General features: G+C 64.1%; 12 protein-coding genes. 3 read left to right on the top strand and 9 right to left on the bottom strand.

Annotated features, from left to right (window positions below):
• Window positions 1–13 precede the first annotated feature (13 nt).
• Both dprA and HMPREF3162_RS11355 read right to left on the bottom strand, forming a co-directional pair.
• Window positions 14–1222 carry a DNA-processing protein DprA gene (gene dprA / locus HMPREF3162_RS05240; protein ID WP_070777131.1) on the bottom strand — a complete coding sequence of 403 codons (1209 nt, stop codon included), beginning with the start codon at window positions 1220–1222 and terminating at the stop codon, window positions 14–16.
• Complete coding sequence (locus tag HMPREF3162_RS11355) at window positions 1219–1839, bottom strand: ATP-binding protein (protein WP_371089263.1); 621 nt, start codon at window positions 1837–1839, stop codon at window positions 1219–1221. The genes dprA and HMPREF3162_RS11355 overlap by 4 nt, the downstream gene beginning before the upstream one ends.
• 629 nt (window positions 1840–2468) lie before the next feature.
• Between HMPREF3162_RS11355 and HMPREF3162_RS05230 the strand changes: the two genes are divergently transcribed.
• Window positions 2469–3935: a salicylate synthase gene (locus tag HMPREF3162_RS05230; RefSeq protein ID WP_371089264.1), complete on the top strand. Its 1467-nt coding sequence runs from the start codon at window positions 2469–2471 to the stop codon at window positions 3933–3935.
• 184 nt (window positions 3936–4119) lie between these two features.
• Here the strand turns inward: HMPREF3162_RS05230 and HMPREF3162_RS05225 are convergent, their stop codons facing one another.
• From HMPREF3162_RS05225 to HMPREF3162_RS05195, 7 genes are all read right to left on the bottom strand, one after another.
• Window positions 4120–4857, bottom strand: a complete 738-nt coding sequence (locus HMPREF3162_RS05225) for an alpha/beta fold hydrolase (protein ID WP_070777129.1) — start codon at window positions 4855–4857, stop codon at window positions 4120–4122.
• Entirely contained in the window at window positions 4847–6343 is a 1497-nt protein-coding gene (locus HMPREF3162_RS05220; protein WP_070777128.1) for an ABC transporter ATP-binding protein, read from the bottom strand. Before HMPREF3162_RS05220 ends, HMPREF3162_RS05225 begins: the two co-directional genes overlap by 11 nt.
• The gene (locus HMPREF3162_RS05215; protein ID WP_070777127.1) at window positions 6340–7050 is read right to left on the bottom strand and encodes an energy-coupling factor transporter transmembrane component T family protein; all 711 of its coding nucleotides are present in this window, start codon (window positions 7048–7050) and stop codon (window positions 6340–6342) included. The genes HMPREF3162_RS05220 and HMPREF3162_RS05215 overlap by 4 nt, the downstream gene beginning before the upstream one ends.
• Window positions 7047–7676 (bottom strand): MptD family putative ECF transporter S component, encoded by a 630-nt coding sequence (locus tag HMPREF3162_RS05210; protein ID WP_070574239.1) that lies wholly within the window; start codon window positions 7674–7676, stop codon window positions 7047–7049. Before HMPREF3162_RS05210 ends, HMPREF3162_RS05215 begins: the two co-directional genes overlap by 4 nt.
• Window positions 7677–7914: 238 nt before the next feature.
• A complete protein-coding gene (locus tag HMPREF3162_RS05205) occupies window positions 7915–9186 on the bottom strand; it encodes an MFS transporter (RefSeq protein WP_070524524.1) in 1272 nt (423 codons plus the stop codon).
• An 85-nt stretch (window positions 9187–9271) separates the two neighbouring features.
• Window positions 9272–11011 carry an ABC transporter ATP-binding protein gene (locus HMPREF3162_RS05200; RefSeq protein ID WP_070777126.1) on the bottom strand — a complete coding sequence of 580 codons (1740 nt, stop codon included), beginning with the start codon at window positions 11009–11011 and terminating at the stop codon, window positions 9272–9274.
• Window positions 11008–12825: an ABC transporter ATP-binding protein gene (locus HMPREF3162_RS05195; protein ID WP_070574237.1), complete on the bottom strand. Its 1818-nt coding sequence runs from the start codon at window positions 12823–12825 to the stop codon at window positions 11008–11010. Before HMPREF3162_RS05195 ends, HMPREF3162_RS05200 begins: the two co-directional genes overlap by 4 nt.
• A 171-nt stretch (window positions 12826–12996) precedes the next feature.
• Between HMPREF3162_RS05195 and HMPREF3162_RS05190 the strand changes: the two genes are divergently transcribed.
• Both HMPREF3162_RS05190 and glyA read left to right on the top strand, forming a co-directional pair.
• Window positions 12997–13701 carry a TetR/AcrR family transcriptional regulator gene (locus HMPREF3162_RS05190; protein WP_070524518.1) on the top strand — a complete coding sequence of 235 codons (705 nt, stop codon included), beginning with the start codon at window positions 12997–12999 and terminating at the stop codon, window positions 13699–13701.
• A gap of 280 nt (window positions 13702–13981) precedes the next feature.
• Window positions 13982–15241, top strand: coding sequence for a serine hydroxymethyltransferase (glyA, locus tag HMPREF3162_RS05185; protein ID WP_070574443.1), 1260 nt, complete (start codon window positions 13982–13984; stop codon window positions 15239–15241).
• The last annotated feature ends 16 nt before the right edge of the window (window positions 15242–15257 follow it).

Raw genomic sequence — 15257 nt, 5'->3', positions numbered from 1 at the left:
ATAGCGGCTTGGGTCAGCGACCCTTCTGCCACGCGTCACCGCTGCGGTGTGCCAGTCCGGCAAGTTCGAGTGCGGCGAGCGCAGCCCGTGTGCTCTGCGGGTCCAGCCCTGCGCGTACCGCGAGGGTTGAGCAGTCGACTCCGCGCTGTACGGGAAGCGCGGAGAACACTTTGAGCTCAGCATCGCTCAGCCCGTCAGCCGGTTCGCGCTGCGCTCGGGCACTTTCGCGACTGAACAGTTCTGCAACATCTGCGGTGCCGAGCAGTTCGCGCACGTGGTCTGGTTCGGCCACGAGCACAGCGCCTCCTTCCCGAATGAGCCTGTGGCATCCGGCGGACTCAGCATCGGAGGCCCGTCCGGGAAAAGCACCCAGGGGTCGACAGAGTTCAGCCGCATGGTGCGCGGTGTTGATCGCACCGGAACGCCACCCCGCTTCAACAACCACAACCGCAGTTGACAGGGCTGCTATCAGCCTGTTGCGGGCAAGGAACCTGTGCCGCATGGGAGTCGCACCCGGCGGGCACTCTGAGACCACCAGGTGATTGCGGCACAGTTCTTCCAGCAGATCGGCATTGCCGCGCGGGTACATGCGGTCCACTCCCCCGGCCATAAGCGCAATTGTTGAGGACCGCCCGGCCGATGCGGCAAGGGCTCCGGCGTGGGCTGCCGCGTCGATGCCGAAGGCACCGCCGGAAATGACGGTCGCCCGGTCACGGGCCAGTTCGAACGCCGTGTTCTTGGCAAGCGCGGTTCCGTAGCCGGTCGCCGCGCGCGCACCAACGAGGGCACACGAAACAGAAGTCAGGTCGTTCAGGTTTCCCGGCCCCCGCGCCCACAGGGCCGTGGGAGCGTCCAGGCCGAGATCGTCCAGCTGTTGTGGCCATTCGGCACAGCCCGGTGCAATGAGGCGAGCGCCCAGCCGTTCCATAATCCGCAGGTCGCGGTCAGCATCACAGTCCTGTCCGGTGATTCTGGTTTTCCACCGCTCGGCGGCTTTCGTCACCGCTTCTGTGCTCACGGTGATGCCGAAGTCGGCCGCGCAGCTTGCTATGAAGCTTCGTGCCCTGCTGTTATCGGGACCGTCGTCGCGGGCGGTGCTGCTGAGGGCGCGCCACGTTTCGGTCAGTCCTTCCGCGCGTATGCACACCGCGAGCATCCGGTCAGTCGGTTCAGCGGTGCGCATGAGATTGGCCGCGGCTCTCAGTTCGGCTGGGTCGGTCATAGCTGCTCCTGGGTTCTCAGCGCGGCTGCCGCCATGAGCTCATCACGGCCCGGCCGATCAATGCTGCGCAAGTCGGCAATTGTCGCGGCGATGCGCAGCACCCGGTCATAGCCGCGCATGGAGAGCGTTCCGCGTTCCAAAGCGGTGTCCAGGTGTGCTGTTTCCTGCGGGGTAAAGCGGAAGATCTCACGGAGCCGACTGCCGGGAGCGCGCGCATTGAGTGCAAAGCCGTCATCGCGATACCGCTGCGCCTGCACCCGCCGTGCTTCAGCTACCCGCCGCGCGACTTCTGCCGAGCCTTCTCGCTTTTCTTTTCTGTGCAGGTCCGCCGGACTGATCGGCTGGACCGTCAGCTGAATATCCACACGGTCCATCAGCGGCCCGGACAGCTTGGCCCGGTAGCGCCTTTTCTCAGTGGGACTGCACATGCACTGCCTGCCCGTCGAGCCTCCGCACGGACACGGATTGGCTGCCAGAACTAGCTGAAACTGTGCCGGAAGATCAACCGAACCCCACGCCCTGTGAATACTGCACACCCCGCTTTCCAAAGGCTGTCGCATGGCTTCAAGGACATCGCGGCTGAACTCGGGCGCTTCGTCGAGGAATGGAAAGTACACCTACGTTGGTGTGGACTTCCAGTGTAGCGCTGGCACCGCCCGGCTGACACCCTCCAGGTTCTGACCAGCCTCAATGCGGTCGTGGCATCACCGGCATGGCACGCCACCCTGGCCCGAGGAGACCCACGTGACGCAGCTACGCTCCGGCAAGGCCTGCACCATTGACCTCGTCTAACTGGGGGTTAGATGACTTAAGCCCCAGTCACCAGCCGAAAACTGAATAACGGGCTATGGTGCAGCTTGGTAGCGTACCTGGTCGGGCACGGCCATGCCCGACCAGGGCGTTCTCCGGCCTTGTTTCATCGTCAGTGCGATAGCTGCTGTCGCAGGGCCGTACCGCCACCTCCCGTGGCCCGGCGACGGGAACCACACAAGCACTCTCACGCGACCTCGCCTTGGGCGATTGACGGTCACCGACCAGGTGATCGAACCCAAGAATTTGTATGGTCAGCACGAACAGCCGCGTGACACTCGATCCCGCAAGGAGAACGCGGCGCTCGATCACAAGGGCCCGCCTCATAGAAGCCGGAGCCGATTCCGGGCTGGGACCCGCTGCCGATTGAACGGACGAACCGGGTAAGGCTATACTTACCTCATATTTGTGCGCCGCACAGACGGGCCTCTTCCGCATGGCCAGGTGCTGCGCAGACCGTTCGATGAGCGGACACTGGAGGGAAGGTCCAAGCCCGATGAGAGACCCACTGGCCAACGATCAACGACTTGACGACACCCTCGGTGACGGACTCGCCGAAGCCCTTGAGGACTGGGCTTCGCGAACACCGAAACTCGCCCACGAGGCGCACACTGCCCTGAGATTCGATCCAGCAAGTGCTGCGATCAAGCTCGCACAAGGAGGCATTGGGGAACAGTATCTCGTCTACGAGAGAGCGGGAACATGGTATTTTGCCGCCGGACCTGCTGCTGAGGTGAGCGTCAGCAGCGACACACTACACCTGCGGGTCGGCCAATGGCACCGGAGTGTCCCTGTAGACGATCCCGTTGAAGCTGTCGCAACGGCACTAGCATCCCTTAGCAGGCATGGACCATCACGGTGCTACGGGTGGGCTACTTTCGAGTTGGCGTTCTTACTGTACGAGGACCGGACCAACACAGGATCGGACACACTCATCCATCTCATGTTGCCTGAGGTCGAAGTGCAGCTCGACGGAAATGCAGTTCATACCCGCACCTCAATTCCGGGAATACTTGCTCGGATCACAGCGTTGCTTCGCGCCGAACCTATTACGTCCGACGCCACCCCGATCTCGATCGAGGAACCCGATTTTGCCAGATATCAGAAAATGGTCAATAAGGCAATCGGTGAGATCAAGAGTCGTGCCTTGGACAAGGTAGTTCTCTCGAGGGTTGTGCCCCTTCCCGCTGGGCCCGAGATCGACTTGCCGCAGACTTATCTGTCAGGTCGCCGCGCGAACACGCCAGCGCGTTCATTCCTTCTTAACGTCGGCGGGTGGAAGGCAACTGGATTCAGTCCTGAGACCATTGTAGAGGTTGACCCCACTGGCCGTGTCCGCACACAGCCGTTGGCTGGTACTCGCGCACTGCACCACCATCGCGAAACGGATAGTCGCTTGCGTTCAGAGTTACTCAGTGACGCGAAGGAAGTGCATGAACACGCGATCTCTGTCCGGCTCGCTCTCGACGAAACCCGATCGGTGAGCATACCGGGCTCGGTGGCCGTTACAGAGTTCATGGACGTGGAGGAACGTGGGTCGGTGCAGCATATCGCCTCTCGCGTCACGGGACAGCTGCAAGAGAACATGTCGTCTTGGTCGGCCTTCGCAGCGCTCTTCCCGGCCGTGACCGTTACCGGGGTGCCCAAGGCGGCCGCGTTGCGAGTCATCCGAGAGCTCGAGGGCGAGGAACGCGGCCTTTATGGCGGAGCGGTCATCATGGCCGACACCCAGGGTCAACTGGATGCCGCGCTGACACTTCGCACCGTCTTCCAGCGCGACGGACGAAGCTGGCTTCGTGCCGGTGCGGGTGTCATGGGCCAGTCCACGCCCGAACGCGAGTGGGAAGAAACCTGCGAAAAGCTGCGCAGTATCGCTCCCTATCTTCGTGGACCCCGAATGTGAGTCCAGATCCTCCTCGGCGCGGCGAAGAACGTTGGTGGCTGGGCCCCGGACGCGTACCGTCGCCGGCACTCGCATACATCCACAGCACCGGACCCCTGAGCGACCATTCGCTGTGCAGCATCCGTCCGTGGACCCGGTGATTTTCAAGCTCCGCGGCTCGACAGCACCACACGATCGGCCTATTTCAGCTTCGCATGAACCCGGGTGGGATTGAAGAATCATCGTCTTCAATCTCTGCATTGATGATTTCGGCAAGCTCGGTCGGACGGGAGTACCAAGCGCTGTGGCCACTATCTAAGGTGAAGTGACGCGTCCGCTTGGGGAGCGAGTTCATGTATTCTTCTTGCGTTCGCGGTCGGATAGCTCGATCGCGGGTCGTGAGAACATAGCTGACTCCGATATTCTCTGGAATCTTGTAGTGCAGTTCAGTATCGAGTATCTTTACTGGTTCAGGAACAAGACGATCAAGCAATCGGTCTTGGTCCTCGCGCGACAAGTCATTGCAGAACACTGCTCGAGCCATCCAGCGGGGCATTATCGATGTTCTATCTCCGCTAAGAAGGAACCTGCCGAACCACCGCAGAGGCGCAGGCAGCATATCCCAGAAGCACGAGCCCGATGGCGGAACTACTGCAGAAACGAAGATGATCTTCCTGATCTTCCCCGGAGCCCGTTCGGCGGCCGCCAATGCGACTATCCCGGCCAGTGAATGGGCAACGATAACAGCGTCTCCTGGTTCATCGTTGATGGCGTCGACGACGGTTTCGGCAAATCCGTCTAGTGTCGGTGGTTGCTTTCCGGCCCCGGGTCGGCCAGGCAAGTCGATGGCAATCGTCCGATGCCGCAGATGTGGGATCACCCTCTCCCAGCACCAAGCCCCGTGCATGCCGCCGTGAAGGAGCAGAGCGAAACTACTCGTCATGTCTGGCCGTCTTCCCTGTGAGATGGTCTAAGACGAGTCCAAATTTGTCTGGTTCGATTGGGATGTCTGCTGCGAGGGTTTGATCTCGGACCAGGAGCATTCTGGTGCAGGCCTTCCGGATGAATTCCGGGTCGTGAGTGATCACCAGGATCGTTTTATCGCGCTCGGCCTGTTCGGTGATGCAGTCGACGACGCGGCGGAGATTTCTTCCGTCGAGTCCCGAAGTCGGCTCATCGAGCATGATGAGCGGTCGGTCTTGCATGAGTGCGACAGCAATGCTCAGACGCTGCTTTTGCCCACCGGACAGCGAGCCCGGGTGACGGTCCCGGTGCGCCCACAGCCCGAGCTGGGTGAGAACGCGTTGCGCTTGGGCCATCGAGTCGGGGGTGGACTTGGTGCCGTGCGTCATTTCTCCGAGCACGCTGTCGGAGAACAACTGGCTGTCGGCGTCCTGCATGACGAACCACGTGTTCAGGGACCGTTTGGCTCGGCGCGTTGGGGCGCCGCGCAGGGAGATTGTGCCTCTGCCTGCGCGCTCGAGGCCGCACAGGGTGCGGGCGAGCGTGGTCTTCCCGGCGCCGTTAGGTCCGGCGAGTGCGACGACTTCACCCGGTTGCAAGGTGAACGCCAGGCTCGTCAACAGTGATGCGCCGCGTCGTTTCCTGCGGACAGTGAGGTTTGCGACTTCGACGGCAGGGGCGCCGCCGATTGTGGTACGGGAGGCATGTTGTGCTCCTGGTTCTATGGTGCGGAGAGCCGGGTCACGCAGGCCGAGTTCATCGAGTGTGCCCTGCGACAGGTTCTGCAGCTGTGCAGGGGTGAATTCTTGTCGGACGGCCCCGTCGTCCATGTAGACGATCCGGTCGGCGAGGTCCATGAGGTAGGTGAGGCGGTGCTCGGCGATCACGATGGTGCTGCCGGACTCCTTGAGCGTCGTCAGCACTCCTGCGAGTTCTCGGGTGGCGTCGAGATCGAGGTTGGCGGAGGGTTCGTCCATTACGTAGATGGGAGGCCTTGTGCCTGCCGCAGCGGCGACCGCGACCTTCTGCTTTTCGCCGCTTGAGAGGGTGAGGAGTGCCCGGTCGAGGAGATGGCTGACGCCCAGCCGGTGTGAGAGGTCCTCGATGCGTGTCTGGATGTCCTCGGGTGGGATGCCGTAGTTTTCACATCCGAATGCCAGTTCGTCGCGCACGACTGGTGCGAAGAACTGGGTTTTCGGATCTTGGAACACGCTGCCGACGAGCCGCCCGTACTCCCACGGTTGCAGTTCGTGGGCGTTCGTCCCGTCGATCTGCACGTTGCCTTCGAGTTCCCCACCGTAGAACCCGGGGGCGAGCCCGTTGAGGACTCGGGTGAGGGTGGTCTTGCCGCAGCCGCTGGGCCCGGTGAGGACGACGAACTCGCCGGAGTTGACTTGGAAGGACACGTGACGCAGTTGCGTTGTCCCGGCCGTGTACGAGAAGGTGACGTCGTTGAGGTGGATCATATCGCTGTGCCTGTCACGAGCTGGTCGGCCAGCACCCATCCGAGCGCCATGATCGCGCATGCCGCGGCGATCACGTCGACTGGTCGGAAGCGAAGCTGCCGCAGAGATGTTCGGGGGCCGGGGTTGTCGGCCCCGCGGGTGGCCGCGGAGACCGACAGGTCGTCGGATACCTTCATGCTCCGCATCAGCAGGGGCACGTAGATCGATTCGATGACCATCACCGGGTGTACCGCAGTCCGCCACGACAGCGCGGACAGGCCTCGCAGTTTCATCCCGTCGCGGATCGATGCGAACTCCGACCCGATGGTCGGCAGGAAGCGCAGAATGACCGCGCAGGGAAGCACGAGCGCACGAGGCGCCCGGAGTCGCTGCAACGCCGCGATGAGCTCACCTGGTGGTGTCCCGGCAAGGCATTGCACCAGCATCGCGACGGGCATGATACGTGCTGCGAAGAACACCATGAAGCCGAGCATCAGCACAGTCCCGGTCGCATACTTAACGATTGCGTACTGCACCAGATACAGCAGTAGGAACACGCAGACGCCAGTCACGGCCTGCCGCCACATGCCCGTGAGCAGTAGATAGGCCGATGCTCCGGCGACGAGACAGAGCAGGCCCGTTTGGTCTACGAGGAGCGTGAGCATGCTGCACAACGGGAGCAGGAGCATCGTTGTGCGCGGGTCGAACCGCAGCCAGCCTGGTCTCATGCGGCGGTGATGATCCCGGCCTTGACGAAGTGCTTCGACAGCAGTTTCCGCCCCATCCAGTGCCCGAGCAGGGCAAGGACGGCACCGGCGATCACGGACACTGCCACTGCACCCGGGGAGGTCGCGAAACGTAGGAACAGTTCGGCCGAGGCGCCCATGCTCTCGAACTGGTCATAGTAGGTGTCGCCGAAGAGGTAGATGGGCAGGTAGGAGCCGATCGAGAACATGATTCCGAAGATCATGTAGGTCACAGCGTTGAGCATGCCGTTGCGGTACGCTCCCGGGCGCCACAAGATCGCCTCGCAGATCAGGCCGGCGGCCAGGTAGAAGGGGATCATGTAGAAGAAGCCAGGCAGCGCGGAGATGATCGCGATGATCAGGTAGAACAGCACAGCGGTTCCGCGCTTGGCGACCCGATAGCTCATCAGCACGTACACCGGGGCTGAGAATAGCGCGCACACGCCTCCGACGACGGGGTAAGCGAAACCATAGATCGGGGTGAGGATCATGCCGATCACTGTGTTGATCACCATCGCGAGGACGCCGCAGATGCCAATGGTGACGAGGTCTTTGACCCCCAGACGCCTTCGCGACAAGGAGGGATTGTCCTGGGTTGGAGTGTTCATAGCGGTCCTTTCAAGCAGTGTTTATGTAGGAAGTCACCAGTGGGCCTTGCGCGCGAGACTGCGCCATCGAGATGGTGCGTATCCGCTCGCGATCTTCGAGAGCCGTGAGGAGTCAGGCTCATATGGAAGGTGGAGTCGAAAGCGGTGATCTGCTCCGATCGTGCCCCCAGTGTTCCTGGTTCGGACACGCGTCGACGCAGGCTCGAGGCCCCTGGTGAGGCCGCTCACGACGTTTGTCTCAACAGTCATGGCCGGCGTCCTGCGTTGGCACGTCCGAGTTCGTCGCGTCGCCTTCGGGCGGCATCGGGATGCGTCGGAATCGGGGGTGGAGCAGAACGAACAGGGTCACGATCGCCATGATGGCCGCGCCGATGATGATCGGCAGAGGGGTCCAAGCCCCGTATAGGACGGTTCCGGCGGTGGGTGCGACAACGAAGGTGAGACCCATGTTGGCGGCGATGAGGCCGGCCAGGCCTCCTTGTTCCTCTCGGGAGACCAGCAGTGTTGGCCCGGCGGTGTAACCAGGCATGGCGGTACCCAATCCGAGGCCGATGAGGGTGATCGATCCGAAGAGGGCGACCGGCCCGGCATCGGGGATCAGCACGAGGAATCCGAGCAGCGCAACCACGCCGCCCACACGCAGCAGGGTGGCTGGGCTCCACCCGGTCTTGGGAACAACGACTGTCTGGGCGAGGATCATGCCGATACCTGCGGCCAGGAGGGCCGCGCCGGTGAGCACTCCGGCTGTCTTCGCGTCCAGGTGGAGTCGGTCTTGGACAATGAAGCCCGTGATGATCTGGATGAACCCCAGGGCGGTGAACATGCCGAACCCGGCGAGCAGGAACGGCCACACCCGCGAGTCTGTCGGCCGGACGCTCACTGGCTTCTCGATCAAGGTGGCGCGTGCCTCGGGGCGCAACCGAAGGGCGACCAGCACGAGGCCGAGGGCGAGGAGCACCGGGACGGAGAGGATCGGGGCCATCAGCCCGAACGCGGCGAGTAGACCACCGACAACGGAACCGGCGATCTGAGCCACGCCCTGGACCGCACCCACACCGGCCATGCCCTTGATCCGTGTGGTCTCATCGGTGGTGACGTCAGCGATGTAGGCCTGCGCGGTCGGTTGAATAGCGGCGATGGCGGTGCCGAACCCGATACCGCGCAGCACGACGAACAGCGCGAACAGAACGGTGCCGCTGAGAACGCCGATCATGCCGAGCTGGGAGATCAGCGCGAAAGCTGCCGTCGCGATCGCACCGAGGGTCAGCGCCGCGACGAGAACACGTTTGCGTCCCAGCGACTGCGACCGCCGCCCCCACATCTGAGCCGTGAGCACCACCATGATCGCTGCCGTGCTGATGGTCACCCCGACCTGCCATTCGGCCAGCCCGACCTCGCGTGAGAGCGGGGCAATGATCGGGTTCAGCGTCATCTGCGCCAGGTAGGCCAGGAACACCGCCGTCAGCACCAGCTTGATCTGCGCGGTGGGCGCGGGGTTGCTTGTCGTCATCCTTGGGGGCCCTTCAGTGCGTCCGGGTCGGTCACGACGGCGGCGTCGCATGTGTGCGCACACCGCGCTGTTTTCGCGTGTGGTTTCATGAGGCATCGGTGGGGTCGGTGACGCGCCAGCCCCGGGCGCGTTCGCGTTCGACCCAGAAGTCGGCGTACAGACCTGTGCCGGCGATGAGATCGGTGTGGGTGCCGTGCTCTACGATCGCGCCGTCGCCGAGGACGAGGATCTGGTCGGCTCCGGCGATCGTGGTCAGGTCGTGGCTGACGATCAGCATGGTTCGGCCTTCGGACAGTGCCGCCAGCCCGGCGTGGACGGCGATCGCGTTCTCGGGATCGAGCGATGCGGTGATCTCGTCGAGAAGCACGATGGGCGAGTCCTTGAGGAAGGCTCGTGCGATGGATACGCGCTGACGCTCACCGCCGGAGAGCGCGACTCCAGCCTCGCCGACTTGCGTGTCGAGGCCGTGGGGCATCCGGTCGATGATCTCGTCGACGCGGGACAGACGGATCGCCTCGCGCAGTTCGTCGTCGGTGGCCTCCGGGTTTCCGAAGCGGATGTTGGCCTCGATCGTGTCGTCGAGCAGATAGACGTTCTGCTGGACCACCGAGAGCTGCTCCATCACGGTCTGTACCGGCAGCAGCCTGGCATCGACACCGCCAATGCGCACAGTGCCTGCGTCGGGGTCGAAGAACCTGGCAGCCAGCTGCAGGATCGTGCTCTTGCCCGATCCTGACGGCCCTACCAGAGCGGTAGTGGTTCCCGGGTGCGCCGAGAAAGTCACCTCGTGCAGCACTTGCCGGCCCCCGGGATATGCGAAGTCGACGTGGTCGAAGGCGAGTTCTCCGGCCTGGTCGATGCTGTCTGTGCCCTCGGGCTGCGCGGGTTCGTCGAGGACATCGGCGATGCGATCCAGGTCGTGACCGGCGAGCCGGAGCGCGGAGCCGAGGTCGGCGGCGTCGATGAGCGGACCGGTGAAGCGCGCGGCGGCGAACAGCACCACGGCGGCGGTCGCCGCGCTCGCCGCGCCGGTGAGGGACTGCCACACGCCGATGACGATGACGGCGGCGAACACCAACTGCACGGCGGTCGCGAAGCCGATCAGGCCGGGCAGGCTGGTGCGCAGCGAGCGGCGGGAGGCCTCCTGTTGGGCGCGGTGTGCTCTCTCCAGCATGCCGTTGCCGGCCTGATCGGCCCGGAAGGCCCTCAGCACCGGCTGGGCGCGAGTGAACTCCACGACGCGTCCGGCCGCCTCAACCGCCGCCTGGTCGATCTGATCGGCGGAGCGCTCCGCGAGCGCAGCCGCCCACCGGTACACCAGGTACAGGAGCGGGGCGGCGATCAGCATCGTCAGCGCCACCGGCCAGTCGATGAACAGCAGTCCTATCGCGATGGTCATGGGCGTGACGACGGCGGTCACCAGCGGCTGGATCAGGGTCGAGGCGGCCGTCCACACGGCGGTCGTGCCCTGGGAGACTGATTGCGAGAGTCTTCCGGTGCGATCGGAGGAGAACCAGCCCACCGGCAGCACGCCGAGGTGGTCGATGATGCTGCGGTGCAGGCCGCGCATCAGGGCGAGCCCGATCCGGGATCCCAGCACGCTCTGGATCGAGAACGCGATGCCCGCGATGACAGCGGCACCGATCACCGAGAGGATCCACGGCCAGCTCGCAGAAGCTTCACCGGCGAGCAGGTGGCGTAGTGCGGGGATTGCCAGCAGCAGCGCGACGCCCTGGAGGATCCCGTAGGCGACGCAGACGGTGAGGAAGACGCGCATCCTCGCCCGGTCGTCCGATGCGAGGATCGGCAGCAGCTTCCGGATCATGCGGTCGCTCCTTCCTGGGCGTTCCACAGGGCGGCGTAGAGCCGGCCATGGTCCAGCAGTTCGTCATGGCGGCCGTTCTCGACGATCCGACCGCCCTCGAGAACCACGATCTGGTCCGCGTCGGTGATCGTGCGCAGCCGGTGCGCGATGACGAGGACCGCACGGCCAGCGATCAGGGTTGACAGGGCGTCCTGGACGGCTGCTTCTGATTCGGGATCTGCGAAGGCGGTGGCTTCGTCCAGCACCACGATGGGAGCGTCGGCGAGCATGGCCCGTGCGATGCACAGCCGCTGGGTCTCACCGCCGGACGGCGTCACTTGCTCGTGCACGATCGTGTCGTAGCCCTGCGGCATAGAGATGATCACATCGTGGATCTGTGCCGCTCGCGCTGCCGCCTCCACGGTCTCGTCGTCGGCGTCCGGGGCCGCTAGGCGCAGGTTGTCGCGCACGCTCATGCGCAGCAGCACGTTGTCCTGGAACACGAATGCGACTCGCCGGTAGATCTCTTCGGGAGCCGCGTGCCGCAGGTCGACTCCGCCGATCCGGATCGCACCGTCGGTGACGTCCCAGAACCGGGGCAGCAGCCGCGCCAGCGTGGACTTGCCGGAGCCCGATGGGCCCACCAGTGCTGTGACGGTGCCGGGTCGCAGTACGAGGTCGATGTCCGAGAGCACGTCGGTCTGCCCATCGTAGGAGAATCGCACGCCGTCGTACTCCACCACGGCACCCTCCGGGGTGCGTGGATGCGCGACCTGCGGTAGTACCGGGGTGCGGAGCAGGGCGCCCAGCCGCGCCGCTGCCGCGGTGGCGGTGCGCATTGCCTGCGCCCCGATCCCCATGTTCAGCACCGGTGCACCCAGTCCAACCCCGATCATCAACGCCAGCAGCACCTCGGCCGGAGCCGCCCACTCTGAATGGACGAACCAGGCCCCTGTCGCGAGCACCAGGGCGATCACCGTCGGCGGTGCCAGTACCGCACTCGCCAGCGCGTTGACGCGTAGCAGTGGTCCCATCCAGCGTTCGAAGAACACGGCCAGCTCGTCACCGACTGCGTGGTAGCGCTCCTGCGTGCTGCGTGTCCGGCCGAACGTCTTCACGACCGCGATGCCCTGCACGAACTCCACGATCCGGGAGTTCACCCGGCCCAATGCCTCGTCCCAGCGTGCCGCGTTCTCCGTATTTCCGCGCATCATCACGCTCAGTCCGACGAAGTACAGCAGTACCGGCACCAGGCACACCAGGCCCAATCGCCAGTTGACGACGAACAGCAGTACGAATCCCGCGAGCGGGGCCACTATCGCTCCCACCAGGTCGTTGATCGCGTGTGCCACCAGATGATGCACGTCGTGCACGTCATCTTGCAGGCGGCGCTTCACCTGACCAGAGGAGCGTTCTCCGAACCAGCCCAGCGGCACCCGCCACAGCCGATCGGTCAATCGCCGCCGAAGCGCCTGGCCAACCGTTCCGTCCGCTCCGTGAGTGATGGTGTATGCCGCCCCTGTCGCGGCAGTGCGCACCAACACGCCGATCACGGCGATGACCGCCCACGCCCACACCACGTTCCCGCTCGCGGCTGCCGGCTGCAACAGCTCCTCGACGATCCGATAGATCGCGACATACGGCACCAGGGACGTCAGCGCGCCAAGCGCTTGGAACGCCCCCGCCAGGATCAGCCGCCCACGCACCGGAGCGAGCAGCGAGCCGAGGCTCTTGCCACTACCAGCGGCTCTCGTCTCGGGCTCAAGCGTGTCCGGGGCCGACTCGGATTCAGCGTCGGGCAACACAGCCTGAGTAGCGGTCGCATCATCGGGCATGAGCCATCCTTTCAAGCATCCACTCATCGGCGATCTGCACGGTCCCCGATCGCGAGCCCTGTGCAGTGCACAAATCTTTGAAGTGAGTGTACCCTTACCCGGCGCGTTTGTTCAACGGACAACCACGCCGGGTATCGTGGTGGCACGACACTCCGCGGATGGGAGCCGAGCATGACAAAGCCGAAGGCAAAGAAGAGCAAACGCCAGCGCGGACCGCGCACCGCCGCGGACGAAGCCCCCTTGACTACAGAGCAGATCATCGAAGCCGGAGTCCGCCTCACAGCCGCCCGCGGCCTAGCCGGGTGGTCCACTCGGGACCTCGCGAAAGAGGTCGGCTGCTGGCCGACGGCGATCGTGCACCGCGTCGGCCCACGCCACGAGGTCGACCGCGTCATCGTCGACGCCGTCATGCGCTCAGTCGACTTACCGTCACCAGAACTCTCGTGGCGACCGTGGTATCAGCAGCTCCTCACCTCGCTGCACGACACACTGTCCGCACACCCCGGCGTCGCCCGCTGGCTCGGCATGGCCGCCACGACCGTCCCTGCGGCGGTACTGATGATCGATACCGGGGTCAGCAAGCTCGCTGAAGCCGGCTTGGGCGACGAGGCGCCCGCCGCACACATCATGCTATTGAACACCGCCGTGCACCTGATCGCCTCCGAAGACGAGCGAGATGTCGACCCCAAGCTTCAGGACGCGATCCTCGCAAGCCTCGGCGTCTTGTCCGAGGACAGTCAGCATCCAGGGGCGGCAATGTTCGCGGACACGCTCGCCCATGCCTTTGACCTCGACAGGCTCTACAACTACGCAGTCGAACGTGCACTCGACGGCGTCGCAGCCCGCATCGCGACGAGACAGCCGATGAAACCATAGGCAACATCTCATTAGGGTAGCCTCGCCTAAGAGCATCGGGTACACTGGCACCGATCGATAATTTGTGCACTGCACACCTGGCATCGGATTGTCGGTCCTTCCCGGCGCGGACACCCTTCCGAGGCGGATCTCCGGTCACCCGCGCTTGCCGAGCCCATCGGAGGTGATTGCCTTGTCCGCGACAGACAGCACTGACGCCTGGCCGCCGGACTCCGATGAGTCCCTCCGGTCAACTCGCAGAGCGTCGCCGCCAGCGCACAACGATCTCGACGTGTCACTGATGGACGCAGACCCCCAGCTGCACACCCTCGTGTCGGAGGAAATGTCACGTCAGCGGCAGACGTTGGAGATGATCGCATCGGAAAACTTCGCGCCGATCTCCGTGCTTCAGGCGCAGGGTTCGGTGCTGACAAACAAGTATTCCGAGGGATATCCGGGCCGTCGCTACTATGGCGGATGTGCCCATATCGATGAGATTGAGTGTCTCGCGATTGATCGGGCTCGGAAGCTGTTCTCCGCCGACCACGCAAATGTGCAGCCGCACTCTGGAGCTCAGGCGAACGCCGCTGCGTTCGGCGCCCTGATGGAACCTGGTGACACGGTGATGGGTTTGGCCCTTTCCCACGGCGGGCACCTCTCACACGGCACGACAATGAATGCTTCAGGAACCTTCTACAAAGCTGTCCGGTATCACCTAGATGCCGATACCGGGCTGGTGAACTTGGAGACCGTGGCCCGTCTCGCGCGCCAGCATCGACCGCGAGTCATCGTTGCAGGTTGGACAGCCTATCCGAGGACGGTTGACTGGGCCGGATTCCGACACATCGCCGACGAGGTCGGCGCCTTTCTCGTCGCGGATATGGCGCACCTTGCTGGCCTGATCGCAGCCGGTGTGTACCCCTCGCCCGTGCCGTATGCCGATGTCGTCACCAGCACGACCCACAAGACTCTCGGAGGTGCGCGCGGTGGGCTGATCCTCTGCCGGGGCTCACTGGCCGACCGAATCGACGCGGCTGTTTTCCCTGGGCACCAAGGCGGAGCGCTCAATCAGAGCATCGCCGCCAAGGCTGCCACCTTCCATCTCGCCGGCCGACCTGGGTTTGTCGAGCGCCAACGGCGAACACTCCAAGGCGCGAAGATGATCGCCGAGCGGCTCTGTCAGCCCGACATCAGATCATCGGGGATCCAGGTGGTGACCGGTGGCACTGACTGTCATCTCGTGTTGCTTGATTTGTCCGAAGCAATAGAACAAGGCCAGTTCACCGACGGTGCAGACGCAGAACGGCATCTGGAGAGTATTGGCGTGACAGTCAATCGCAATACGGTTCCGAACGAGGCACGCACATCCCGTCGACCTTCTGGGCTTCGGCTGGCCACTTCGGCCCTTGCGACTCGCGGTTTCGACGGCTCCGCCTTCGCCGAGGTCGCCGAGATCCTGGCCGACGCCCTGGCCCGAGCGGAGAACGTTCCCGGCCTGGCGAGCCGCGTCTCGGCACTGGCCAACCAGTATCCGCTCTATGCCACAACCAGCCTGCCCTGAACACCCATACGCAGCA

This window comes from Brevibacterium sp. HMSC07C04 (assembly GCF_001815905.1).
GTDB lineage: Bacteria > Actinomycetota > Actinomycetes > Actinomycetales > Brevibacteriaceae > Brevibacterium.
Note: the sequence above shows the minus strand (reverse complement) of the source record. Positions and strands in the feature narration are given on the sequence as shown.

What these genes read in the sequence shown, in the direction of transcription:
- dprA (WP_070777131.1), bottom strand. Translation starts at nt 1,222, where the DNA reads ATGACCGACCCAGCCGAACTGAGAGCCGCGGCCAATCTCATGCGCACC.
- HMPREF3162_RS05230 (WP_371089264.1), top strand. Translation starts at nt 2,469, where the DNA reads ATGGCCAGGTGCTGCGCAGACCGTTCGATGAGCGGACACTGGAGGGAA.
- HMPREF3162_RS05225 (WP_070777129.1), bottom strand. Translation starts at nt 4,857, where the DNA reads ATGACGAGTAGTTTCGCTCTGCTCCTTCACGGCGGCATGCACGGGGCT.
- HMPREF3162_RS05220 (WP_070777128.1), bottom strand. Translation starts at nt 6,343, where the DNA reads ATGATCCACCTCAACGACGTCACCTTCTCGTACACGGCCGGGACAACG.
- HMPREF3162_RS05215 (WP_070777127.1), bottom strand. Translation starts at nt 7,050, where the DNA reads ATGAGACCAGGCTGGCTGCGGTTCGACCCGCGCACAACGATGCTCCTG.
- HMPREF3162_RS05210 (WP_070574239.1), bottom strand. Translation starts at nt 7,676, where the DNA reads ATGAACACTCCAACCCAGGACAATCCCTCCTTGTCGCGAAGGCGTCTG.
- HMPREF3162_RS05205 (WP_070524524.1), bottom strand. Translation starts at nt 9,186, where the DNA reads ATGACGACAAGCAACCCCGCGCCCACCGCGCAGATCAAGCTGGTGCTG.
- HMPREF3162_RS05200 (WP_070777126.1), bottom strand. Translation starts at nt 11,011, where the DNA reads ATGATCCGGAAGCTGCTGCCGATCCTCGCATCGGACGACCGGGCGAGG.
- HMPREF3162_RS05195 (WP_070574237.1), bottom strand. Translation starts at nt 12,825, where the DNA reads ATGCCCGATGATGCGACCGCTACTCAGGCTGTGTTGCCCGACGCTGAA.
- HMPREF3162_RS05190 (WP_070524518.1), top strand. Translation starts at nt 12,997, where the DNA reads ATGACAAAGCCGAAGGCAAAGAAGAGCAAACGCCAGCGCGGACCGCGC.
- glyA (WP_070574443.1), top strand. Translation starts at nt 13,982, where the DNA reads ATGGACGCAGACCCCCAGCTGCACACCCTCGTGTCGGAGGAAATGTCA.